This is a genomic window from Streptomyces luteireticuli (assembly GCF_041519305.1).
Taxonomy (GTDB): domain Bacteria; phylum Actinomycetota; class Actinomycetes; order Streptomycetales; family Streptomycetaceae; genus Streptomyces; species Streptomyces luteireticuli.
Window position 1 is genome coordinate 6610219 of the sequence record NZ_CP167927.1, and the last position, 24537, is coordinate 6634755.

Sequence of the window (24537 nt, forward strand, 5' to 3'; positions counted from 1 at the left end):
GTCAGTTCTTTCCATGTCTTACCACCCTTCCCGTCAGATCCAAGGCGTCCTGGTTACGTATAACATACACATCGGACCGTTCCAGAGAGCGCATCACCTCAAGGCCTCTTACGTCGATCTCAATAAAGTGGGTGAACTTCGCACCTCCCCATGGTATTCGAAGGAACGCGTAGGACAGCTGTCCCGGCCTTTTTGTGCCAGGTGCTATGTCGGACAGGTATTGTCCATCGCCGAATCGAGCGTCCTTTGGGTTGTCGGCCTTCAGGGAAGGCCACATTTTGTTGCTTTCCAGTATGCCATTGTGGCCGGCTTCATTGGTGTAGTGAAAGAGAGTGCTCAGCTCGTCATCAGGAACTTGTTTCACCCCGTAATCCGGCGCAAGCCCCATCGGATCCACCCACGCATGCGGGTTGTCAACATACGCCACAGGGTTGGATGCAGGGGCCAAGCCCAGGGGATCCTGTGTGAGGTAGCGAGCCGTTTCGGAATCATAATGACGGTGGAAGTTGTAGTGGAGCCCGGTTTCCGGGTCGAAGTATTGGCCGGGGAAGCGGAGCGGGGTGTAGGCGGTGCTGTCCGTTGCCCAGGCGGTGGTTCCCCAGAGGGTGGTGCGGGTGCGCCAGGCTGTTGTGCCTGTCTCGTCGATGAGTTCTGTGGGGGTGCCGACGAGGTCGGTGATGATGGCGAAGAAGCGGCGGTCGATTTCGCGTTGGGACGCGTCGGCTGCCGATATTCGTTCGGTCTGGGCGATGGGGTGGAGGCCGTCGTGGTCCCAGGTGAGGGTGACGGGGTTGGGGAGGGTGGAGGCGGTGGTGGTCTGTTCCGTGAGAGTGGGGCCGTCCCAGGTGAAATCGACCTGTTCGGCGATTTCGTCGGCCGCAGTGAGGCGTTGCTTGGCTATTCGGCGGCCCAAAGGGTCGTAGAGGTAGCGCCAGCGGGTGCCGTCCGGGGTGACCACCGCGGTGAGTTGGTCTTCCGCGTTCCATTCGTAGCGCCAGGTGTCCGGCTTGCGGGACAGGCGGATCTTCTGGCGGAGGATGACGCGGCCCTGCGCGTCGTGTTCGTAACGGACGTTGCCCGCGCGGGTGATGCGGGTTCCGGTGTAGGCCCGGAGGCCCTGGGATTCCGTGCCGGGGTGGTCGGTCGGCCAGGTCGCCGCGGTTTGGTTGCCTGCTGCGTCGTAGGCGTAGCGTTCGGTCCAGCCGTGTGCGTGGACGGCGGTCACCCGGCCCGCCGCGTCGAGGTCGAAGGTGCGGGTACCGGTCGTGGAGTCCGCGATGCCGGTGAGGTGGCCGTCGGGGCGGTAGGTGTACGCGCGGTGGTGGAGGGGGGTCGGGCCGCTGGTCAGGGATTGTGATTGCAGGCGGCCGGCCGGGTCCCAGTGGTGTGCGAGGGTGAGGTCTTCGCCGAAGTGGCGGGCGATCTCGCGGCCCGCCGCGTCGTGTTCCATGGCGAAGGTGTGACCGGAGGCGGTCAGCGACGTGCAGTTGCCCGCCGCGTCGTAAGTCCAGGTGGTCAGTGCTCCGGCGGGAGTGATCCGGCGTACTCGACGGCTCAGTCGGTCGTATGCGTAGGTAAGGGTGCGGCCGTTGGTCGTCTCGGACTTGACCCTGCCCAGGCGGTCCCTGCTGTAGACCAGGGTCGCATCCGGGCCGGTGGCCTGCAGCAGATGGCCCGTGGCGTCGTGGGCGTAGGTGGTGACCGCGTCCCCCGCGGTCTTGGTGACCAGGCGGTCCAGCGCGTCGTACGCGTACGAGACGGTGTCGCCCAGGCCGTTCGTGCGGGAGGTGAGCCGGCCCGCCGCGTCGTGCGCGTAGGTGAGCGTGCGGCCGTCGAAGTCGGTCTCCGAAGTCAGGCGGCCCGCCGGGTCGTAGTCGTAGTCCCAGGTGAGGCCCTGGGGGTTGGTGACCCGGCGCAGGCGGAGCGACGTGTCGTGGGCGAACTCGTAACGGACGCCATCCGGGCCTGTCTTCGCCGTCAGTTGGTCGAAGGGGCCGTATTCGTAGTGCGTCTCGGCGCCGAGGGCGTCCGTGTAGGTGGTGCAGTTGCCCTCGCCATCGTAGGTCCAGTGTTCCTCCGCGCCGTCGGGGGCGATGCGGTGGGCCAGTTGGCCTTCCACGGTCCAGGCGAGACGGGTCGTGCTGCCGAGCGGGTCGGTGACGGCGACGACGCGGCCGAAGGCGTCGCGGTGGAAGGCTGTCACTCCGCCCAGGGGGTCGGTGGTCCCGATCGGCAGACCGGCCGCATCGCAGGTGACGCGGGTGGTGTTGCCGAGCGCGTCGGTGAGCGATACCAGGTGCCCCGTGGCGTCGTAGGTGTAGGACGTGGTGGCGCCCGTGGGGTCGGTGGTGGACGTGCGGTTGCCGGCGCCGTCGTAGGTGTGGCGCCATACGGTGCCGTCCGGGCCGGTTGTTGTCTCCGGGAGCCCGAGTTCGTTGAGGGTGGCCGCGAGGGTCAGACCGTCGGGGCGGGTCACCGTCGTCAGGCGGCCGTCCGCGTCGTAGGTGTACTCCGTCGTGCGGCCCAGGGGGTCAGTCCGCGACAGCAGGCGGTCGTGGCGGTCCCAGGCCGAGAGCGTCGTGGCACCGGTCGGGTCGGTTTGGGCGACGATCTGGGAGCGGCGGTTGATGGTGTAGGTGCTGGTGTTGCCGAGCGAGTCCGTGACGCGTGTTAAGCGCAGGCCCGTTGCAGGGTCGGGGGCGCCGTATTCGAGGGCGCAGCGCATGTGCCCCTCGGCGCCCGACTCGAAGACGCAGCGGTCCTGGTCGTCGTAGACGTACTGGTAGTGGGTGTGGTTGCGGTCCGTCCAGGAGGTGACCCGGCCGCGCTCGTCGTAGGCGAAACGGAGCGGCTGGCCGGAGGAGTTGTAGACCTCGGTCAGGTTGCCGTCGGTGTAGCCGTAGCGGATCAGCTCCGTGTCCGCCAGGTGCAGGGCCGTGATCCTGCCCGCGTGCGTGGTGACGCGGATGCGACGGCCGGAGTGGTGGGTAATGCCGGTCGGGGTGCCGTCGGCGTCGTAGTCGAAGGTGGTGCGGTGGCCGTTGCGGTCGGTGATCTCCTCAAGGAGGCGGATGTCCTCCGTTCCGTAGGATCCGTAGGAAGCGAAGTGCCGCGTGTGGCCCGCTTCGGGGATGTCGATGGTGTAGGTGCCGTCGGAGGACAGGTCCAGCGGCCAGCGAGGGCCCTGCACGGGGAGGGTGGGGACGCCCGGGGCCGGGTGGGGGTACTCCAGGAGACGGCCGTGTTCGTCGACGAAGATGACGCCTTCGCTGTCGATCTCCAGACGCTGGTCCACGGTGCTTGCCCAGGATGGGCCGAACCATCTGCCGCACCGGTAGCCGGACTTCACATGACGGGAGAAGACCAAGGGGAGCGTGCCGGGCAAGGACACATCCGTCTGCGGCAGGAACATGCGCCCCGTGGTGACATCCACTGGATCCGTACCGCCGGTCTCCACCTTCTCGGGGTGGGTTTTCGGCTCGTCCGCAAGCTCCTTGGCGGCCTTGCGGGCCGTGCTCTCGGCGGCTCCTTCGGCTGCTTCCTCCATCCCCTTTCTCGCCGCGTTCATCGCCACGCGGCGGGCCGCGGCGCCGCCCGCGCTCGTGCCGCCGGTCGCCAGGGCGGTCAGCGCGTCGAAGCCGAGGCGGCCGGCGGCCTCGGACGGGTCCTTGCCCCAGCCGGTGCCGAGCAGGGTGGACGGGATCTGGTCCGGGTGGTTGGCCAGGGTGACGAAGCCCGCGCCCAGGTTCGTCATGTGGTCCAGGTAGAGGGCCGGGTGCGTGACGTTGTACGGGTCGATCGGAATGATCGTGCGGGCGAACTTGACCGTGTCTGCCGCGCCCTTGAAGACGCCTCCCGCGACATGGGTGACCTCGACAGCGCCCGCCTGCTGGAAATCGTCGAGGTTCATCCCCATCCGGTCGGTGAACTCCGGCTTCTTGGGGGCGTTGCGCAGCGCGTTGCGGAGGGCGGAGGCGGCGGTCTCGGCTGCGGAGTTGCGCTGCTTTCGGGCCTCGGTCAGCATCTCCTGGGCCGCTTGGATTTTGTCCGCGCCGGCGTTGGGGCAGGATCCGGGCGGGGTGGGGCGTGTGCCGGGGTCCTTGCCCTTGTCCAGTTTCGCGTTGTACGTCTTGGCGGCGTCGTTGTAGCTGTCCACCTGAGCCTTGTAGGTGTCGAAGGCCTTCTTCTGGGCCTCCTTGCCCGCCTTGTAAGTGGCGATGGCCTCCTTGGCCTTGCCCTGGGCCCAGTGCACGGTGTGTTCGTACGCCTTGAGGGCCTTGGCCGCCTCCTCGCACGCCTGCTGGGCCTGGAGCCACTGCTTGGGGTGCATCGCGAACTTCTCGCGGAAGGCGTCGGCGCCCTTGCCCTTCCAGTGTTCGGAGTCCAGGTTCGACATGCCCCGGCCGACCCGTCCGAACGCGCTGGAGAAGTCGGTGAGATGGGAGGTGGCGGACTGGATCCTGCTCGTGCTTCCGTGGACGAGGTCCTTGGGGTCCTCGGTCTCCCCGAGTTGTTTCTCGTTGACGTGGGCGCCGAGGCGGGATGCCATGTGGTCGCCGAAGTCGTCCGCCATGTCGGCCATGTCGTGCAGGCCGACCTTGTCCAGGCCGTCACCGACCTTGTGGGCGGCGTAGTTGATGCCCTTGCCGAGCTGCTTCTCGCCCTCGTCGATCAGGTCCTCGGTCGCATCCCCGACCTTGTCGACGCCCTTCTTGAGGCCGCGCTTGATGCCTCCGATCGAGAAATCCATCAGCGCTCACCCGCGCGCCGGATCATGTCCAGGTCACCGCGGTGGGACTCGTACGTGTCCTTGGCCATGTTCTTGTTCGTCTCAATCATGTGGTCGAAGGAGCGGTCGAACGACTTGCCGCTGTAGTCCACGTGCGCGAAGTTGCCGTGGTCGGCGATCTCGTCCATCGACATCTTCTCGACCTGCTCGTCGGAGAGCGTCGGATCGGCACCGAGGGCGGCCACGCCGACCTTCAACGTCCCCTTGATGTACTGGTCGTTCTCGTAATAGCTACCGGCCGAGAGCCCTACCCGACGGGCGAACTGATTGCCATCCCGGACCAGGGAACGCACGCCCCACTCCCAGCGGTCGCAGAACTCCTTGAGAGCGTCCTTGAGTCCGTCGTGGCCGGTCTCCAACCCGTCCAGGGCGAGTTCCGAGAAACCACGGCCGGCCTGCGACTCACCGATCATCCCGAGCTCCTTCAGCTCGGACAACGCCCCCGTGATCCCCTGCGCAATCTGCCCCAACGCCTCGGGATCCGCCTTCAGATCCTCGCTCACGACGCCACACCCTCCCCGGTGTCGACCACCACTCCGTCCGGCACGACACCCGCCACGGGCGGGAGGAAGAATGGGGTTTCGCTGCCCACATCCAGGGCCACGCCCGTGGGCTCACCAACGGCTGGGATCACGACATCCAGCAGTCGCGCGCCGAGCACGCTGACGAACTCCCAATCAGCGCCCGCCCTTTCCGAGCGCTGCGCGGCGAAGCGCGCCAGCGCTGCCTCGTCCGTGAACGCGTGGATCCACCACAGGCCGCCGTACGCGGATGTCCACAAGCCGCCGCATTCGTCGAGCGGTACGAGCACTGCTGAACGCCGGAACTCACCGACAACTGCCGCAGGCTTTCCCCGTAACGCGTATAAAGCTGTCTTTTCCTGGCTCAACGTCACCGCATTCACCTCGCCGCACAGGTTAGCGAACACCCTGTGCCTTGGATGCGCGTACTTTGGGTGACGAACTCCCTTCACAGCACCCCCGGCCCCCGCATAGCGCGGAGGGGCCGGGCCACCGCCGCCGGGGCGGCAGCCCGTTCACCACCTTCGGTGGCCGTCAGCCCCGCCCGTCCTCCGGCCGCAGCACCTTCTCGATCGCCGCCATCACATCCGCCAGCGGCGCGTCCGTGCGGGCCACGGTGACGAACACCTCGCCCTCCGCATGGGCCGAGGCGGACGGCAGAGGATCACGGCCTGCGCCTATTCCCCGGCCCACCGTCTCGCGGACGATGGTGAAGGCGTGGTCCAGCTGGGCCTCCAGGTCGCCCTCGCCGCCGGCGCGGAGCCAGCGGCGGAGGACGTGGTTGTGGGCGGTGACGACGGCGGAGGCGGCGACCTCGGCGAGGAGGGGGTCGTCGTCGTGGTGGGTGCCCTCCTCGAAGTGGACGAGGAGGTAGCGGGTGAAGAGGCGTTCGTAGCGGGCGACGGAGGCGATCTCGCGCTCGCGGAGGGTGGGGACCTCGCGGGTCAAGCGGTAGCGCTCGACGGAGACCGCCGGGGAGGCCGCGTACATCCGCATGACCTCCTTGATGCCGCGGCAGATCGTGTCGAGCGGGTTCTCGTGCGCGGGCGCGGCGTCGAGGACCGCGGCCGCGCGCACGAGGGTGTCGTCGTGGTCGGGGAAGATCGCCTCTTCCTTGGAGCGGAAGTGGCGGAAGAAGGTCCGGCGGGCGACCCCCGCCGCCGCGGCGATCTCGTCGACGGTCGTCGCCTCGTAGCCCTTGGTGGCGAACAACTCCATCGCGGCGGCGGCGAGTTTGCGGCGCATGGTGAGCCGCTGGGTGGCGGCTCGGCGGCCGCCCGCGCTCTCGGGGGCGGCCGGGCCGGACCCCCTGGTGGCGGCCCCGCGCGACGGGCGGGCTGACTTGGCGGGCTGGGACATGTGGGGAACGTAACACGCGGCCGTGTGGGTGTGCGGGGACGGACCGTGGGGCGGTTCCAGCAGCCCGCCCCAGCCTGTGTCAGGACCCGGCATACTCGCGGAAGCCGCGTCCCGTCTTGCGCCCGAGGCAGCCCGCCGCCACCAGGTGCTCCAGCAGGGGCGCGGGTGCCAGACCCGGGTCGCGGAACTCCTGGTGCAGGACGCGTTCGATGGCCAGGGAGACGTCCAGGCCGACGACGTCGAGGAGTTCGAAGGGGCCCATCGGGTAGCCGCCGCCGAGCTTCATCGCGGCGTCGATGTCGTCGGGGGTCGCGTAGTGCTCCTGGACCATCTTCACCGCGTTGTTGAGGTAGGGGAACAGGAGGGCGTTGACGATGAAGCCGGCGCGGTCGCCGCAGTCGACCGGGTGTTTGCGGATCGCGGTGCAGACGGAGCGGGCCGTGGCGTGCGCCTCGTCGGAGGTGAGGACCGTGCGGACGACCTCGACCAGCTTCATCGCGGGGGCCGGGTTGAAGAAGTGCAGGCCGACGACGTCGCGGGGGCGGGCCGTCGCGCGGGCGCAGGCGATGACGGGGAGGGATGAGGTGGTGGTGGCGAGGACGGCGCCGGGCTTGCAGATCTTGTCCAGGGCGGCGAACAGGTCGCGTTTGGCGTCCAGGTCCTCGGCGATCGCCTCGACGGCCAGGTCGATGTCGGCGAGGGCGTCGAGGGTGCCGGACGGGGTGATGGCCGCGAGGGCTTCGTCGCGTTCGGCGTCGGTGAGGCGGCCCTTGGCCACCGAGCGGGTCAGGGACGCGGCGACGCGGGCCTTGGCCGCCTCCGCCTTCTCCGGTGAACGGGCGGCGAGGACGACGGAGAAGCCCGCCTTGGCGAAGACCTCGGCGATGCCGGAGGCCATGGTGCCGGAGCCGGCGACGCCGACCGAGCGGACCGGGAGGGGGGCCGTCCCGGCGGAGGCCGTGCCCGGTGTCTCCGCGTCGGGGACGACCGTCGCCGAGTCCGGTGCCTCGTACGTATAGAAGCCGCGGCCCGCCTTGCGGCCGGTGAGCCCGGCCGCGGCGAGCTGGCCCAGGATCGGCGCGGGCGCGTGCAGCCGGTCGTGCGAGGCGGCGTACATCGCCTCCAGGACGGTGCGTGCGGTGTCGACGCCGATCAGGTCCAGGAGGGCCAGCGGGCCCATGGGCAGGCCGCAGCCCAGTTTCATCGCGGCGTCGATGTCCTCGCGGCTCGCGTAGCGCGACTCGTACATCGCCGCCGCCTGGTTGAGGTAGCCGAACAGCAGGCCGTCGGCGACGAAGCCGGGCCGGTCGCCGACCGCGACCGGCTCCTTGCCCAGTTCCAGGGCGAGTTCGGTGACCGCGGCGACGGCGGCGGGCGCGGTGAGCACGGACGAGACCACCTCGACCAGTTTCATCGCGGGGGCGGGGTTGAAGAAGTGCAGTCCCAGGACGCGTTCGGGGTGTGCCGAGTCGGCGGCGAGGCGGGTCACGGAGAGGGCGTTGGTGCCGGTGGCCAGGACGGTGTCGGGGCGCACGACGGCGTCGAGGGCGGTGAGGACCTGCTGCTTGAGGGCGTAGTCCTCGGGCACGACCTCGATGACCAGGTCGGCGCCGGCCGCGTCGGCCAGGTCGGTCGAGGTGCGGAACCGGGCCAGCGCGGCGCGGCGTTCGTCCTCGGTGATGCGGCCGCGCGCCGCCCGACGGGCGGTGGCGGAGGCCAGCGCGCCGGTGGCGCGGCGGATGGCGGCCTGGCTGACGTCGATGCCGGTGACCTCGCGGCCGGCGCGGACGAGCACTTCGGCGATCCCGGTGCCCATCGTGCCGAGACCGACCACGGCGACGGTGGAGAGCGGGCCGGTGGACGCGGAGGGAGGGGTGGACTGACGGTCCATCGCAGGGCTCCAGAGGGTGGTGCGACGCGTCCCGGAGCGGGCGCGGCGACTTGACGACGGCCGCGGACGGGTAAGAGGCGTCCACGGGGGAGGAGTTGTGCGACCGGACGGCCCTGTCCCGGGGCCGTGCCGTACTGGAGTGCCGAACCGGCGGACCGACATCGAGGATGCCAAGTGCCAAAGGCGGCTGCGTCACCAGACCGCCCGAGCGCTGGGGTACCTCCCAGCGGTGGCTGGGGGAGAGGCTCGTGCCGGGAGGTTAACTCACCGGTAACCCAGAGCGCCAGGGTGCGTACCCACGACTTACGATGTGGTACAGGCCACTCGGGGAGGAGAGCAGGAATGGAAGAAGAATTCCGCGTACTGCTGAAGCGGGTACGGGCCGAACTGGTCTCCCCGGCCGAGTTCACGGCGTACGAGCGGCTCGTCGCCCTGGTGCGGACGGACGGGCGGGCCGCGCGGGACGCGGTCGCGGAGGTCCTGGTCGCACCCGAACGCCCGCTGTGGGCACGGGAGATCGCCGCCTTCGCGCTCGGGGTGCAGGGCGACCGCCGGGCCTTCGAGACGCTCGTGCTCCTCCTCAACTACCGCGAACCGGTGCGCTGCGCGACCGCCGCGCACGTCCTCGCGCGGCTGCGCGATCCGCGTACGGCGCGGGCGGCGGCCGCGCTCGCGACGAATCCGCTGCGCACGGCGTACGCGCTCTATCCCGTGCGGCTGCTCAGCGAGTTGCGCGCGCCCGAGTCCGTGCCGGCCCTCCTCGCCACGCTGGAGCGGCTGTTGGCGGCCCGGGACCACTGCTGGCCGGTCGCCCGCGCCTGTGTGGAAGGGCTGGGCATGCTGGGCGACCGCCGGGCGGAGGCGACGCTGGTCGCGGCGCGCGAGCACGAACGGCTGCGGCCGGCGGCGGTGGTGGCGCTGGCGCGGCTCAACGGGCGGGCGTTGCCGCGGGTGCAGGGGGTGCGGAGGGTGCCGCGGAGGTAGGGGGTGGGGGAGGTGCGGGGGCGTTCGCCGGGGGCTTCGCCCCCCCGGATCTCCGCCCCCGGATCTCTGCCCTCTGGATCTCTGCCCCCTGGACCTCTGTCGCTGGTCCCCTGCCGGGACAGCGATCACACGGCGCAGACGCGGACATAGCGCACCTCGGTCACCGGCGCGCCGCCCACCGGCTCCACGCGCTCCGCGCCGTCCGCCGCGAGCCCGGCGTGTTCGTAGAAGCGGCGGGCGCGCGCGTTGTCCCGGAGCACCCACAGCGCCTGGCGCATGGCGCCGCGCTCCCGCGCCCCCTGGAGCGCCGCGGCGTACAGCGCCCGGCCCACGCCCGTCCCGATCAGATCGGGGCGGACGTAGAGCGCGTACAGCTCGTCCGTGGCGGCCGGCAGGTCCGCGTCCCGGCACGGGCCGGAGCAGGCCCAGCCCACGACGCCGTCCGCCGCCTCGGCCACCAGGTCGACCACCGGGTCCGTACCCGACGCCAGGACCGTCCGGTGCCGGGCCGCGCCGACGGCCGGGTCCATCGCGTCCAGGTACGCCTGCGGCATCAGGCCCCGGTAGGCCGTACGCCAGCCGGCGACCCGGACCGCCGCGACCGCGTCGGCATCGGCCTCCGTCATCCTCCGTACGCGCACCATGCCGGCCCCCTCCTTGCGCGTCGTCCCGCACGTTAGCGTGGCCCCACGCGTCCGCAGCGGGAAACCTATGTATGTACGCAAAACGAGCGCACGCGGATTTGGGCGCCCGCGATGTTGGTGATTGGCTGTGGCCCGCGGCCGCAGGCAGCGGCGCGCACTGCACCGAACGTCCCGGAGGACACGTCATGGGCCAGGTCGAGGCCACCACGGAGCGGATCATCGCGGCGGACCCGGAGGAGGTCTTCGACGCGCTCGCCGACTACAGCGGCACCCGCGCCAAGCTGCTGCCCGAGCACTTCAGCGAGTACGAGGTGCGCGAGGGCGGCGACGGCGAGGGCACCCTGGTGCACTGGAAGCTCCAGGCCACCAGCAAGCGCGTCCGCGACTGCCTGCTGGAGGTCTCCGAGCCCTCCACCGGGCAGCTGGTGGAGAAGGACCGCAACTCCAGCATGGTCACCACCTGGACCGTCACCCCCGCCGGCGAGGGCCGCGCCAAGGCCGTCGTCACCACGACCTGGACGGGTGCCACCGGCATCGGCGGGTTCTTCGAGCGGACCTTCGCGCCCAAGGGCCTGGCCCGCATCTACGACGCCGTCCTCGGGCGGCTCGCGGCCGAGACGGAGAAGGGCGGGGGCGCCGCCTCCTGAGCTGCGGCCTCTCACGCGGCGTCGTGCGGCGCCACGCGGCCTCATGTGGCCTCATGCGACCTCATGTGATCGTCACCTGATCGAGTGGTTTCCCGGTCCGGCGCCGGACCGCCACCACCCCTCCGACCGGCGGAAAGCCAGCCGGGCCCAACGCTTGGGTAAATCGTCGCGCTTGCTCCCCGTTGTCGCGTAATGCGAGAAAAGGTCGGCCGGGACAGGCGCGACGACGGGAGCAGACACGTGGGCGGGTCCACCTCCGAGGCCACCTTGGCGAAGGGCGGCCGGCTCGCCCTGCCCGCCCCCGAACCATCACTGCCGCCCGGCCGGGAGGACGACCGGCCGGGCGCGGGCCGCGTACGGTTCGTCTTCGCCGGGCTCATCCTCACCCTGCTCCTCGCGGCGCTGGACCAGACCGTCGTCGCCACCGCCCTGCCGAAGATCGTCGGTGAACTGCACGGCCTGGACCGGATGTCCTGGGCCGTCACCTCCTACCTCCTCACCTCCACCGTCGCCCTGCCGCTCTACGGCAAGCTCGGCGACCTCCTCGGGCGCAAGGCCGTCTTCGTCTTCGCCATCGTCGTCTTCATCCTCGGCTCGGGGCTGGCCGGCTGGTCGCGCACCATGGACCAGCTCATCGCCTTCCGCGCGCTCCAAGGCGTGGGCGCCGGCGGCCTGTTGATCGGTGTGCAGGCGATCATCGCCGACATCGTCCCGCCCCGCGAGCGCGGCCGCTACATGGGCGTCATCAGCGCCGCCTTCGGACTCGCCTCGGTCGCGGGTCCCCTGCTGGGCGGGTTCTTCACCGATCACGCCTCCTGGCGCTGGTGCTTCTACGTCAACGTCCCCTTCGGGATGGTCACCCTGCTCGTCGTCCTCAAGGCGCTGGACCTGCCCCGGCCGGTCTCCCGCGGCCGGTTCGACGTGCTCGGCGCGCTGCTGCTGACCGTCGCCTCCACCTGTCTGGTGCTGCTGACCACCTGGGGCGGCACGGAGTACGCGTGGACCTCGCGCGTCACCATCGGGCTGGCCGCCGGAGCGCTGGGAACGGCGCTGCTGTTCGCCGTCGTCGAGCAGTACGCGGCGGAACCGATCATGCCGCCGAGGCTGTTCCGCGACTCCGTCTTCACCGTCTCCGGACTCGTCAACGCCGTCGTCGGCGTCGGGCTGTTCGGCGCCGCCAGCTATCTGCCCACCTTCCTGCAGATGGTGGACGGCGCCGACGCCACCGGCTCCGGGCTGCTGATGCTGCCGATGATGGGCGGCATCGTCGTGGCCTCGCTCGTCGCCGGGCAGGTCGTCAGCCGCACCGGGCACTACAAGCTGCTGCCCATCCTGGGCTGCGCCCTCTCCGCCGAGGGCATGTACCTCCTCTCCCACCTGGAGGCGGGCACCGAACGGCTGGTCTACAGCCTCTGGATGGCGGTCCTCGGCATCGGCATCGGGCTCGCGCTGCCCGTGCTCGTCCTCGCCGTGCAGAACTCCGCGCGCCCGGCCGACCTCGGGACGGCAACCAGCGCCAACAACTACTTCCGGCAGATCGGCGGTTCGATGGGGGCCGCCGTCTTCGGCACCCTCCTCACCCACCGGCTGGCGCACGGGCTCTCCGTCGAACTGCCGCCCAGGGCAGGGCTCCCGGACGCCGACTCCCTCACCCCGGAGCTGGTGCACGCGCTCCCCGCACCGCTGCGGGACGGCTACGTCAGGGCGTACGCGGAGGCCATGCCGCGGATCTTCCTCTACCTCGTTCCGGTGTTCGTCCTCGGCTTCCTGCTCGCCTTCCTGCTGAAAGAGAAACCGCTGGTGTCCCACAACGCCCCCTCCGAAGCGCCCACCGTCGTCCCGCCCGCGCGGAACGAACCCCCGCCACCGCCCCCGCTGATCACCGAGCCGGTCCCGTCCCCCACCTCCCCCTTCGTGGCCGAACCCGCCGTCTCCTTCGCCCACTTCGGCGCGGGCATCCCCGTCACCGGGGCCGTCCAGCACCACGACGGGACGACCGTGCCGCGGGCCGCCCTCACCCTGATCGACGTCCAGGGGCGGCAGATCGGGCGCGGGGCGAGCGGCGAGGACGGCCGCTACGCGCTGAGCACGCCCGGCACCGGGTCGTACGTCCTCATCGCCGCGGCAGGCGGCCACCAGCCGCAGGCGGTCACCGTGACGGTGGGGGAGCGGCCCGTCGAACTGGACGTCGTCCTCGGCGGGGCCGGGCGGCTGGCCGGCACCGTGCGCACGGCGGACGGCACGCCGGTGTGCGAGGCGCTGGTGACGCTGACCAACGTCCAGGGCGAGGTCGTCTCCTCCACGCGCACCGGCCACGACGGGGGGTACGTCATCGACGAACTCGTCGCCGGCGAGTACACGTTGGCCGCCAGCGCGCCCGCCTTCCGCCCGGCGGCACTGCCGGTGACCGTCCAGTCCGCGCGCGAGACCCGCCAGGACGTCGAGCTCGCGGGCGGCGCGGTGCTGCGCGGCACGGTACGGGCGGGTGGGGGGCGCCCCGTCGAGGACGCGCGCGTGACGCTGCTCGACGCGGCGGGGAATGTCGTCGACTCCGCGATCACGGGGGCGGACGGGACGTTCCGCTTCGTGGATCTGGCGGCGGGGGAGTACACGGTGGTGGCGGCGGGGTATCCGCCGGTGGCGACGGTGCTGCGGGTGGCGGGGGGTGGGCGGACGGAGCGGGATTTGCAGGTGGGGCATGCGGATTAGGGGGGTTGGGGGTGGGTTTTGCCCCCGGCCCGCCCTTTCACCGTTTCCTCCGGGGCTCCGCCCCGGGCCCGGGAACGCGCTGCCGCGCGGTGGGCGGGGCTCCGCCCCTGCACCCCGCCGGGGGCTGCGCCCCCTGCACCCCTGCTTCCAGGGCTTCGCCCCTGGCCCCCTTTTCGGGGCTCCGCCCCGGACCCCGTTGTCGCGGCTCCGCCGCTCGTCCTCAATCGCCGGACGGGCTGGAGTGCGTGCCCGGGCCGGAATGGCACGCCCGCGCCGGAAATCCGGCCGAGGCGTGCGATTCCCCAGCCGGGGTGCGCAATCGAGTCAGGGTGTGCACTTCAGACTGGGTGCGTGCTCAGCCCGGGCGCGCCATTTCAGCCCGTCTGGGGGTTGCCCCCTCCGGGGAGTTTGAGGACAGCGCCCGGAGGGCGCTTCGGGGGATGGGGGCGGAGCCCCCCAACGGGGTCTGAGGCAGGGCCCCGGTCAGGCTCAGGGGGCGCAACCCGAGCAGGGCCCAGGAGACGCAACCCAAGCGGGAGCCGGCGGGCACCCCAAGGGTTCCAGGAAGCGAAGCCCAAGCGGGGTCCAGGGGGCGCAGCCCCCGGCGGGGTGCAGGGGCGGAGCCCCGCCCACCGCGCGGAGCGCGTTCCCGGCCCCACCGCGCGGAGCGCGGACCCCGGGCGCCCCGCGCCCGGAGCGGGGTGGCGCAGGGGCGCAGCCCCTGCGGGAAACGGTGAAAGGGCGGGTCCGGGGCAAAACCCCTATTCGACATCCACCCGCATCGCCCGCTGCAAATGCCGAATCAACGCACTAGCCGCCGGATTGGCAGATCCATTCTCCCGCCACGCAAAGGCGATAGACCCCCGCATCGGCGGATCCGTCAGCGGAATCCCCCGCAAAGTCGTCGGCCGCATCACCGCGAACGGCGCCGGCAGAATCGCCACCCCGAGCCCCTTCGCCGCGAGTTCCGCCAGCAGATTCGGGTCACTCGCCTCGAAGGCGATCCGCGGCGGGAATCCCGCTTCGGCGCATGCCTCCTCCACGGTGGTCCGCGCCCCCACGCTCTCGTGGAAGACGATGAGCGGCTCGTCGCGCAGATCGGCGAGCCGGAGCCGGCTGTGGCCCGCGAGGGGGTGGTCGGGGCTGACCGCCGCGACGAGCGGCTCGTCGGCCACGGTCAGGGTCTCCACGCCGGACGGCACGGTGGTCGAGGGGGAGATCGCCACCGCGTCGAAGGTCCCTGCGCGCAACGCGGTGAGCAGGTGGTCCGACGTGGACTCGGAGAGGGTGATCTCGATCGCGGGGTGCTCCCGGTGGAAGTCCGCGAGCAGTCGCGGCAGATCGTAGGCCGAGGCCGAGGAGGCGACCATCCCGACCGAGACCCGTCCGCGCAGCAGACCCGTGTGCTCGTCCACGGCCTGCCGTACTCCGGCCACCGCGGCGAGCGCGGCCCGCGCGTAGGGCAGCACCGCCGCACCGACCTCCGTGAGGAGCACCGTGCGTCCGGTGCGGTCCAGGAGCTTCTGTTTCAGTTCCCTTTCGAGCCGGCGAATTTGAGTGCTCACACCGGGCTGCGCAACATGCAGTCTGGCCGCCGCTTTGGTGAAACTCCTTTCCTCCGCCACGGCAATGAAGTACTCCAACTGCCTCATCTCCATAAGGATTCATTATAACAGCCAGATGGGCCCTGTATTGGACTTATGGAAGGGGAGGCAAGAACATACCTGTCGGGCACGCCTGTTGAGGCTGTGCCCATGCACCTTGCACAGCAAGGACGTTGAGGTGACCGCTTGTTGGTCCACCCGCCGAAAAGTGGACTCTGCACAGGAGGTAAGCAGGTGTCAAATACCGTTGACGTTGGGCCGGGGCAGGTGTCCCGGTTCAGCGTTCCGCTCCTGGGATTTGGCGTGTTCGCGGTCGCCACGAACGAGTTCGTGCTGGCGGGGATGTTGCCGCATCTTGAGGACTCGTTGCATGTCTCGACGGCGGCCGCGGGTCAGGTGGTGACGGTCTATGCGCTGGCGTGTGCGATCCTCGGGCCGGTGCTGGCGACGGTGACGGCGGCGTGGTCGCGGCGGGTGGTGCTGCTGGGGGCCGCGTTGGTGTATCTGGTGGGTACGGTGGGTGCTGCTGTGGCGCCGAACTATGGGTTGTTGTTGGTGGCTCAGGCGGTTGCGGCGGCGGGTACGGGGTTGTTCGTGCCGGTGGGTGCGTCGTCGGGGGCTTCGTTGGTGCCGCCGGAGAAGCGGGGGCGGGCCATTGCGACGGTCCTTACCGGGTTCACGGCGGCGACGGCGTTCGGTGCTCCGATCGGTACGGCGTTCGGGAGCCGGTTCGGGTGGCGCGGGACGATGTGGTTCGTGGCGGCTCTGGCGGTGGTGGGCATCGTGGGGCTGTTGACGTTGGTGCCGCGGAACATTCCGGTGCCGCCGGCGGAGAGTCTGCGGAGGCGGTTCGTGCCGCTGGCGGATCCGCGGGTGCTGACGGCGCTGGCGACGACGGCGTTGGCGTTCACGTCGGTGTACGTCCTTTACACCTACATCGCGGACATCTTCGACGGTGCCACGGGTGGTTCGGGCGGTAGGACGGCGACGTTGATGTTCGTGCTCGGGGTGATCTCGATCGTGGGCAGTTATCTGGCCGGGATCGTGACGGACCGGATCGGGGGCCGGGGTGTGATGGCGATCTGCCTGGTCTGGGTCGCGGTGTGCCTGGCGTTGGTGCAGGTGTTCAGCGGGTCGTTCCCGGCGTCGGTCGGTTTCATCGCGGTCTTCGCGGTGGCCTGCTTCAGCATGAGCGCCCCGCAGCAGCACCGGCTGATCGGGCTGAACCCGCCGCTGGCCTCGGTGCTGGTCTCGCTGCACTCCTCGATCCTGTACGTGGCCATCGCCCTGGCCGGGGCCATCGGCGGTGCGGGACTGTCCATCGGCGGCTCCGGCAGCCTGGGGTACATCGCCGCGGTCATCGCCGTCCTCGGCCTCGCCTTCTCCGAGCTCGCCCACCGGCTCACCCAGCGCAAGGCAGCGGCGGTAGTGGCGGGTTCTGCCGAGCCGGCACAGGAGGCGACGACCGTCACCTCCTGACCGGAACGGTCACAACGGCCCGCGGCCGGTGAGCAACCCCTGGGATCAGGGGCCGCCCACCGGCCGCAGGCATATTCGCATCCCCGCACTCACGCCGCACTGTTTCGACGCGATGACATTGCGTCATGTCCACATGAAGTCAAGGGAGTTCCTTTACGACTTCCCCCTGTTCGTCTTCCCGGTCGCGGGTAGGGTTCCCATACGAAAGGCGTATAGCAGTCATATCCGGTTCGCATCGACGTGCCGTCCGGTGTCAACGACCTTTCGTCGCGGCCGGTGAATTCACGCCATGGCGCATTCGTGTGGGGTCGCGAAGGTTGAGTGGATCTCGGGGGATCCTTCTGTGGTATCCGTCACAGATTGCTGAACTGCCCTGGTGGGGACCATGATTTGAATGCATCCGCCCGATGTGCGTCTCAATTGGGCCCAAGACGTTGCGAGTCAAGCCCCATGCGTGTCAAATAGTCCTCATGCGGCGTACATCGAAATCCGTTGTCTGACGCCGCGGAGTGGGGCAGAATCAACCAAGTCGTTGGCTCCTGCGGAACCAACGGGACAGGTGTATCCAGGGGCGCCCGCGGTACGGCTACGCGAGGGGTGCTCCCGAACGGGGGATCCATATGAGCACCATCTTGTGTCCGACTGCGGCCGTACCGCCCGGCAGCGCGCTCTGTGCTGCCGTTGCCCGTCGAGCGGGCATCGCGACAGCTTCGCACTAGAGAACCGGGTCGGCATGGGTCGGCCCGGGCGTCGCGGCCGCGCCGCCCGCCGGTCAGGCGGGGCGCGCGGCGTCGGCGACCCTGTGCGCGGTCGCGCCGCTCCGGCCGGCTCCATGGCACCGAAACGATTCATCCGTCGGTCCGTCGTTCGCCGGGCCGCGTCGTCCAGCTGTGCCTTTGTGTACCTCGGCACCTCAACCGCCCTCTAGGAGTGTGTGGTTGGGTCTTCGGAAAGAGGCTGGATCCGGGCTCGTCCGGGGCCTGTCCCGACGGATTGCATCATCCGTACACCCGCATTCCATCCACCATCCATGGAGGGGCACTAATGTCCGATTCTGTGCAGTCGCAAGGGTTCACCGACAACGCCGAGCTGCGGCGGATCAACCGCGCCACGGTCGAGAAGTACATGAACACCAAGGGCCAGGACCGGCTGAAGCGGCACGAGCTGTTCACCGAGGACGGCAGTGGCGGCCTGTGGACCACCGACACCGGTGCGCCGATCGCCATCAACGGCCGGGACCGGCTGGCCGAGCACGCGGTCTGGTCGCTCCAGTGCTTCCCGGACTGGGAGTGGTACAACATCAAGATCTCCGGGACCGACGACCCCAACTTCTTCTGGGTCGAGTGCGACGGTCACGGGAAGATCCGCTTCGCCGGGTACCCCGAGGGCTACTACGAGAACCACTTCCTGCACTCCTTCGAGCTGGAGAACGGGAAGATCAAGCAGAACCGCGAGTTCATGAACCCGTTCGAGCAGCTGCGCGCGCTGGGCATCCCGGTCCCGGAGATCAAGCGCGAGGGCATTCCCACCTGATGGCGCCCATCGCCCATCTGACGGACCGTCAGTCATTCTGACGGTCCCGTCGGGCCGGGGGCGGGCCACGGCCGCGCAGCGGACCGTTTCGCCTGTCGTTCCGCCACCCCCCACCTCTTCTCGATCCACCGCTCCCCATCGCCGGATTGGAGTTCGAGTTCGTGATCATGGATAACGTTTTAGAAGACATCAGGATGCGTGATGCTCTGCAGCAGCCCGAGTGGGGTGATGTTCTGCAGGTCAGTCGTGTCCGGGACGCGTTGATGACGCGTCCGCCGCTGGTGCAGGCCTCGGATGTGGCCACGCTGCGCGGGCATCTGGCCAAGGTCGCCGCCGGGCAGGCGCTGATCGTCCAGGCCGGTGACTGCGCGGAGGATCCCCAGGAGTGCACGGTCGCGCATGTGGCGCGCAAGGCGGCGCTGCTGGACCTGCTGGCCGGTGCCCTGCGCCTGGTGGCGCACCGGCCCGTCATCCGGGTCGGGCGGATCGCGGGGCAGTTCGCCAAGCCCCGTTCCAAGCCGACCGAGATGGTCGACGGGGTCGAACTCCCCTCGTTCCGCGGCCACATGGTCAACGGCCCGGAGGCGGACGCGGACAGCCGCTGGCCCGACCCCCTGCGCATCCTGACCGGCTACATGGCCGCCGGCGACATCGTCGAGCACCTGGGCTGGCGCGAACGCGCCGCCGGCCGCGACGTGATCGAGCCCGTCGTCTGGACCAGCCACGAAGCCCTCCTGATGGACTACGAGGTGCCGATGCTGCGCACCGACGAGCAGGACCGGCTCTACCTGGGCTCGACGCACTTCCCGTGGATCGGGGAGCGCACCCGTCAGGTCGAGGGGGCGCATGTGGCGCTGCTGGCCGAGGTGAGCAATCCGGTGGCGTGCAAGGTCGGTCCGAAGATGACACCTGACGAACTCCTCGCGCTGTGCGAGCGGCTGGATCCGTACCGGGAGCCGGGGCGGCTGACGCTGATCGCCCGGATGGGTGCGGAGAATGTCGCGGAGCGGCTGCCGGCTCTGGTCGAGGCGGTGAGGGCGGCCGGTCATCCGGTGATCTGGCTGACCGATCCGATGCACGGCAACACCGTGTCCGCGCCGGGGGGTTACAAGACCCGTCTGGTGGAGACCGTGTCGCTGGAGGTCGCGCGGTTCCTGGAGGCGGTCACGACGGCCGGCGGGGTGGCCGGCGGGCTGCATCTGGAGACCACGCCGCACGACGTGACCGAGTGCGTCGTCGACGCGTCCGGGCTGTCCGGGGTCGGCGAGCGGTACACGTCCTACTGCGACCCCCGGCTCAACCCGTGGCAGGCCGTCAGCGTCGTCTCCTCCTGGAAGGCCTGACCCTCCCCGGGAAGCTGAGCCTCCCCGAGGGCTGAGCCTTCCCGAGGGCCGACTTCCCGGAAGGTCCGACGGCCGCCCCCACCGGGCGCGTTCGCACCGCTATTCGGAAGCGCCCGGCCGCGCTTCGCAGCACTACAGCCAGGAACTGGAAAGCAGGGCCATGTCCGGCATACCTCCCATAAAACCGTATCCGATGCCCTCCGCGGGCGATCTGCCTCCCACCGCCGTCGACTGGACGCCCGACGCCGACCGCGCCGTCCTCCTCGTCCACGACATGCAGCGGTACTTCCTCAAGCCTTTCCCGGACAGCGTCCGCGAGCCGCTCGTCCGCAACGCCGCGGCGCTGCGCGACCGTTGTGCCGCGCTCGGCGTACCGGTGGCCTACACCGCGCAGCCGGGCGGGATGACCGACGAACAGCGCGGCCTGCTCAAGGACTTCTGGGGCCCGGGCATGCGCCCGGAGCCCGCCGACCGCCTGGTGGTGGACGAACTGGCGCCGGCCGACGGCGACTGGGAGTTCACCAAGTGGCGCTACAGCGCCTTCTTCAAGTCGGACCTGTTGGAGAAGATGCGCGCGAGCGGCCGCGACCAGCTCATCGTGTGCGGTGTCTACGCCCATGTCGGCGTTCTGATGACCGCGGTCGAGGCGTACACCAACGACATCCAGCCGTTCTTCGTCGCCGACGCCACCGCGGACTTCTCCGAGGAGTACCACCAGTTGGCCCTGCGGTACGCGGCCGAGCGCTGCGCCCGGGTCGTCACAGCGAAGGAGATCTTCGCATGAGCACCCGTCCCGTCACCGGAGCCACCGGAGCCACCGGCGACCTGCTCGGCCGCGTCCTCGGCACCTCCGGGGACCGTCCGGCCGCCTACGCCCTGCTCCACCGTCCCGAGGCCACCGGCCCCGGCGTCCTGGACGTCCTGGTGGGCGAGGTGTCGCACCCCGCCACCCTGGCCGACATCGAGCTGCCGGACGCCCCGGCCGCCGGGGGCGCCCACCACGAGGTCCTCACGGTCATCCCGTACCGGCAGATCGCCGAGCGCGGCTACCAGTGCGCCGACGACGGCGCACCGCTGATCGCGATGACCGTGACCGGCCAGGAGCGGGTGCCCGTCACCGAGCTCGACCGCATCCCGCGGGTGCCCACCCGGCTCACCGGGGAGCACTTCGACCTCGACGACGACGCCTACGCGGAGACCGTCGGCCGGGTCGTCAAGGAGGTGATCGGCACCGGCGAGGGCGCCAACTTCGTGATGAAGCGCTCCTTCGTCGCCGACATCACCGACTACGGGCCGGACAGCGCGCTGGCGTTCTTCCGCCGGCTGCTCCAGCGGGAGTCGGGCGCCTACTGGACGTTCGTCGTCCACACCGGCGACCGCACCTTCGTCGGCGCCTCGCCCGAGCGGCACGTCAGCCTCGACCACGGCACGGCCGTGATGAACCCCATCAGCGGCACCTACCGCTACCCCGCCTCGGGCCCCAGCCTGCCCGAGGTGATGGAGTTCCTCGCCGACCGCAAGGAGACCGACGAGCTCTACATGGTCGTGGACGAGGAACTGAAGATGATGGCCCGGATCTGCGAGTCGGGCGGCCGTGTGGTCGGCCCGTACCTCAAGGAGATGGCCCGCCTCGCCCACACCGAGTACTTCATCGAGGGGCACAGCACCCGCGACGTGCGCGAGATCCTGCGCGAGACCATGTTCGCCCCCACCGTCACCGGCAGCCCGCTGGAGAGCGCCTGCCGCATCATCGGCCAGTACGAGCCGGCCGGACGCGGCTACTACAGCGGCGTCGCGGCCCTCATCGGCCGGGACGAGGACGGCGGCCGGGCCATGGACTCGGCCATCCTCATCCGCACCGCGGACATCGACGCCACGGGCCGGGTGAACATCGGCGTCGGCGCCACCATCGTGCGCCACTCCGACCCGGCCTCCGAGGCCGCCGAGACCCGGGCCAAGGCCGCCGGTCTCGTCGCCGCCCTGGAGTCCGGCACCGACCAGCGGCTGGGCAACCACCCCAGCGTCAAGGCCGCCCTGGCCCGCCGCAACGAGACCATCGCGGACTTCTGGCTGCGCGACCCCGAGGGCCGCCGCGCCGGCGTCCTGCCCGGACTCGAGGGACGCCGGGTGCTGGTGGTGGACGCCGAGGACACCTTCACCTCGATGATCGACCACCAACTCCGTTCGCTCGGGCTCCAGGTGACGGTCCGCCGGTTCGACGAGGAGTACTCCTTCGACGGGTACGACCTCGTCGTCATGGGCCCCGGCCCCGGCGACCCGCAGGAGACCGGCCAGGCCAAGATGGCCCACCTGCACGCCGCGGTGCGCACCCTGCTCGCCGAGCGCCGCCCCTTCCTGGCCGTCTGTCTCAGCCACCAGGTGCTCAGCCTCCAGCTGGGCTTCGGCCTGCGGCGCCGGGAAGTCCCCAACCAGGGCGTGCAGAAGGAGATCGACCTGTTCGGCCGGACCGAGCACGTCGGCTTCTACAACACCTTCGCCGCCCGCAGCGACCGGGACGAGACCGAGGTGGACGGCGTCGGCACGGTCCGCGTCAGCCGCGACCCGGCGACCGGTGAGGTGCACGCCCTGCGCGGCCCGCACTTCGCCTCCATGCAGTTCCACGCCGAGTCGGTGCTCACCCAGGACGGCCCGCGGATCGTCGGCACCGCGGTGCAGCAGGTCCTGGGCGTGCTGGAGGCGAAGGCCGCCGGCTGACCCCGGCCCCGGCCGGGACACCCCGGCCCGTGCCCCCGCCGGCGCGGGCCCCCGGCGGGACCGGTGCTCCGGTCCCGCCACCACCCATAGCTTTCGCAGCTTTCGCAGCTTTCGCACCGCTTGGAGCAGCACATGCATTCCTACGTCGTCGTCGACGCCTTCGCGACGGAACCCCTCAAGGGCAACCCGGTCGCCGTCTTCTTCGACAGCGACGACCTCTCCGCGGAGCGCATGCAGCGCATCGCGCGGGAGATGAACCTCTCCGAGACCACGTTCGTGCTGACGCCCAAGCAGGGCGGCGACCACCACATCCGGGTCTTCACCCCCGTCAACGAGCTGCCCTTCGCCGGGCACCCGCTGCTGGGCACCGCCATCGCGCTGGGCCGGCGCACCCAGGCGGACAAGCTGCGGCTGGAGACGGCCATGGGCATCGTCCCGTTCGAACTGGAGCGGGAGAACGGCGAGGTGACCGCCGCCTGGATGCAGCAGCCGATCCCGACCTGGGAGCCCTTCGACCGCACCGAGGAGCTCCTCGCCGCCCTCGGCATCCGCGAGTCCACGCTGCCGGTGGAGATCTACCGCAACGGTCCCCGGCACGTCCTCGTCGGCCTGGAGAGCGTCGAGGCCCTCTCGGCCCTCCACCCCGACCACCGCGCGCTCGGCGCCTTCGAGGACATGGCCGCCAACTGCTTCGCCGGCTCCGGCACCGAGTGGCGCAGCCGGATGTTCTCGCCCGCCTACGGCGTGGTCGAGGACGCCGCCACCGGTTCCGCCGCCGGTCCGATCGCCATCCACCTGGCCCGTCGCGGACTGATCGAGTACGGGCAGCGGATCACCATCACCCAGGGCGTCGAGATGGGCCGCCCGTCGCCGATGCGCGCGCTCGCCCACGGCGAGGGCGACCGCGTGGAGTCCGTCGAGGTCGGCGGCAACGGCGCCCTCGCCATCGAGGGCACGCTGCACGTGTGACCCTGCACGTGTGACCTGAACGCCCCCTGCAGACCGATCACTTCCTTCACCGCTGGAGTCACCCGTGAGCAATCCCCCCGCCGCCAAGAGGTCCGAGTCCATGACCGGCGACGTCGACGTCGAGTTCCCGGAGTTCGTCGAGCCGCCCGCCGAGCCCTACGGCCTGCTGCGGTCCTGGCTCGACGCCGCGAAGGAGGCGAAGATCCGCGAGCCCTTCGCGCTCGCCCTCGCCACCGCCGATGAGCGCGGCCGGACCTCGTCCCGGATGGTCGTGGTGTCCGGCGTGACCGACGAGGGGCTGCTCTTCACCTCCCACAGCACCAGCCAGAAGGGCCGCCAACTGGCCGCCAACCCCTGGGCGTCCGGCGTCCTGTACTGGCGCGAGACCAGCCAGCAGATCATCGTCGGCGGCCCGGTGCGGAAGCTCTCCGACGAGGAGGCCGAGGCCGCCTGGAACGCCCGCCCGGTCTTCACCCACGCGATGTCCTCGGCCTGCCGGCAGAGCACGGAGTTCGAGGACTACGCCCAGGTCCAGGCGGCCCGCGCCGAGGGCAGGCGGCTCGCCGCGCTGGAGACGCCGCTGCCGCGCCCCGCCTCGTACTCCCTCTACCGGCTGGAGCCCGAGCTGTTCGAGTTCTGGGCCAACGGCACCGACCGGCTCCACGAGCGGCTGCGCTTCGACCGCGACGGCGAGGGCGGCGGCTGGACCACCCGCCGCCTCCAGCCCTGAGCCACCGGGCCCTCTGCGCCCTTTGCATAGATCTGCACCCTCTGCATCCTCTGCACCCTCTGCACAGAAACGCCTGCGAACAGACATGAACGACAGCACGACGAGGACCCCTGCCCCGTCCGTCTTCACCAGTGACCTCGATCTGCGTGCCCGTAACCGGGAGGCGGTGGAGAAGTATCTGCGGACGGGTGCCGAGGCGCGCCTGGAGCGGTACACGCTCTACACCGAGGACGGCGAGACGGCCCTCTTCTACACCGACATCGGCCGGCCGATCGTCGTCAAGGGCCGGGACCGGCTCAAGCGGCACAACGAGCTCTCGCTGGAGGTCCTGCCCGACTGGGAGTGGATCGACGTCCGGATCTACGAGACCCAGGACCCGAACGTGATCTGGGTGGAGTGCGACGGGGAGGGGACGATCCGCTTCCCCCAGTACCCCGAAGGTCACTACCGCAACCACTTCATCCACGGCTTCACGCTCGAGGACGGCAGGATCAAGTCCAGCCGCGAGTACGCCAATCCGATCGAGCACATGCGGTCGCTGAGCATCGAGACGCCGCACATCAACCGCGACTGGATCCCGACGGACCACTAGTGTGATGCGCCAGAAATCAGAGGCGTAA

At 70.3% G+C, this 24537-nt stretch carries 18 protein-coding genes; 11 read left to right on the plus strand and 7 right to left on the minus strand.

What is annotated here, in order from left to right; all coding sequences use genetic code 11:
- Position 1: 1 nt before the first annotated feature.
- From AB8735_RS29775 to AB8735_RS29795, 5 genes are all read right to left on the minus strand, one after another.
- Positions 2-4750 (minus strand): putative T7SS-secreted protein, encoded by a 4749-nt coding sequence (locus tag AB8735_RS29775; RefSeq protein WP_372410590.1) that lies wholly within the window; start codon positions 4748-4750, stop codon positions 2-4.
- Entirely contained in the window at positions 4750-5292 is a 543-nt protein-coding gene (locus AB8735_RS29780) for a hypothetical protein (RefSeq protein WP_372410593.1), read from the minus strand. The genes AB8735_RS29775 and AB8735_RS29780 overlap by 1 nt, the downstream gene beginning before the upstream one ends.
- The gene (locus AB8735_RS29785) at positions 5289-5717 is read right to left on the minus strand and encodes an SseB family protein (RefSeq protein WP_372410595.1); all 429 of its coding nucleotides are present in this window, start codon (positions 5715-5717) and stop codon (positions 5289-5291) included. Before AB8735_RS29785 ends, AB8735_RS29780 begins: the two co-directional genes overlap by 4 nt.
- 127 nt (positions 5718-5844) lie before the next feature.
- Positions 5845-6669 carry a TetR family transcriptional regulator gene (locus AB8735_RS29790; RefSeq protein ID WP_372410597.1) on the minus strand — a complete coding sequence of 275 codons (825 nt, stop codon included), beginning with the start codon at positions 6667-6669 and terminating at the stop codon, positions 5845-5847.
- A gap of 79 nt (positions 6670-6748) precedes the next feature.
- Entirely contained in the window at positions 6749-8560 is a 1812-nt protein-coding gene (locus AB8735_RS29795) for a 3-hydroxyacyl-CoA dehydrogenase family protein (RefSeq protein WP_372410599.1), read from the minus strand.
- A gap of 342 nt (positions 8561-8902) precedes the next feature.
- On the opposite strand from AB8735_RS29795, the gene AB8735_RS29800 reads away from it, so the two are divergent.
- Positions 8903-9544, plus strand: a complete 642-nt coding sequence (locus tag AB8735_RS29800; RefSeq protein WP_344026354.1) for a HEAT repeat domain-containing protein — start codon at positions 8903-8905, stop codon at positions 9542-9544.
- Positions 9545-9669: 125 nt separating this feature from the next.
- Here the strand turns inward: AB8735_RS29800 and AB8735_RS29805 are convergent, their stop codons facing one another.
- Positions 9670-10188: an N-acetyltransferase family protein gene (locus AB8735_RS29805; RefSeq protein ID WP_372410601.1), complete on the minus strand. Its 519-nt coding sequence runs from the start codon at positions 10186-10188 to the stop codon at positions 9670-9672.
- 185 nt (positions 10189-10373) lie between these two features.
- On the opposite strand from AB8735_RS29805, the gene AB8735_RS29810 reads away from it, so the two are divergent.
- Together AB8735_RS29810 and AB8735_RS29815 are read left to right on the plus strand one after the other, a co-directional pair.
- The gene (locus tag AB8735_RS29810) at positions 10374-10835 is read left to right on the plus strand and encodes an SRPBCC family protein (RefSeq protein WP_372410603.1); all 462 of its coding nucleotides are present in this window, start codon (positions 10374-10376) and stop codon (positions 10833-10835) included.
- Positions 10836-11075: 240 nt separating this feature from the next.
- Positions 11076-13544: an MFS transporter gene (locus tag AB8735_RS29815; protein ID WP_372410604.1), complete on the plus strand. Its 2469-nt coding sequence runs from the start codon at positions 11076-11078 to the stop codon at positions 13542-13544.
- 761 nt (positions 13545-14305) lie between these two features.
- On the opposite strand, the gene AB8735_RS29820 is transcribed toward AB8735_RS29815, so the two are convergent.
- Entirely contained in the window at positions 14306-15202 is an 897-nt protein-coding gene (locus AB8735_RS29820; protein ID WP_372410606.1) for a LysR family transcriptional regulator, read from the minus strand.
- Positions 15203-15451: 249 nt separating this feature from the next.
- On the opposite strand from AB8735_RS29820, the gene AB8735_RS29825 reads away from it, so the two are divergent.
- The 8 genes from AB8735_RS29825 to AB8735_RS29860 all read left to right on the plus strand — a co-directional run bounded on the left by AB8735_RS29825 (position 15452) and on the right by AB8735_RS29860 (position 24509).
- Positions 15452-16627, plus strand: a complete 1176-nt coding sequence (locus AB8735_RS29825; RefSeq protein ID WP_372410607.1) for an MFS transporter — start codon at positions 15452-15454, stop codon at positions 16625-16627.
- 1044 nt (positions 16628-17671) lie between these two features.
- Entirely contained in the window at positions 17672-18160 is a 489-nt protein-coding gene (locus AB8735_RS29830; RefSeq protein ID WP_344026342.1) for a PhzA/PhzB family protein, read from the plus strand.
- A gap of 167 nt (positions 18161-18327) precedes the next feature.
- Positions 18328-19503, plus strand: coding sequence for a 3-deoxy-7-phosphoheptulonate synthase (locus AB8735_RS29835; protein ID WP_344026340.1), 1176 nt, complete (start codon positions 18328-18330; stop codon positions 19501-19503).
- A 160-nt stretch (positions 19504-19663) separates the two neighbouring features.
- Positions 19664-20287: an isochorismatase family protein gene (locus tag AB8735_RS29840; RefSeq protein WP_344026336.1), complete on the plus strand. Its 624-nt coding sequence runs from the start codon at positions 19664-19666 to the stop codon at positions 20285-20287.
- Positions 20284-22218, plus strand: a complete 1935-nt coding sequence (locus AB8735_RS29845; RefSeq protein WP_344026334.1) for an anthranilate synthase family protein — start codon at positions 20284-20286, stop codon at positions 22216-22218. Before AB8735_RS29840 ends, AB8735_RS29845 begins: the two co-directional genes overlap by 4 nt.
- Before the next feature lie 132 nt (positions 22219-22350).
- A complete protein-coding gene (locus AB8735_RS29850; protein ID WP_344026332.1) occupies positions 22351-23187 on the plus strand; it encodes a PhzF family phenazine biosynthesis protein in 837 nt (278 codons plus the stop codon).
- Between the two features lie 64 nt (positions 23188-23251).
- Positions 23252-23917, plus strand: coding sequence for a phenazine biosynthesis FMN-dependent oxidase PhzG (gene phzG / locus AB8735_RS29855; RefSeq protein WP_372410611.1), 666 nt, complete (start codon positions 23252-23254; stop codon positions 23915-23917).
- Between the two features lie 85 nt (positions 23918-24002).
- The gene (locus AB8735_RS29860) at positions 24003-24509 is read left to right on the plus strand and encodes a PhzA/PhzB family protein (protein ID WP_372410613.1); all 507 of its coding nucleotides are present in this window, start codon (positions 24003-24005) and stop codon (positions 24507-24509) included.
- The last annotated feature ends 28 nt before the right edge of the window (positions 24510-24537 follow it).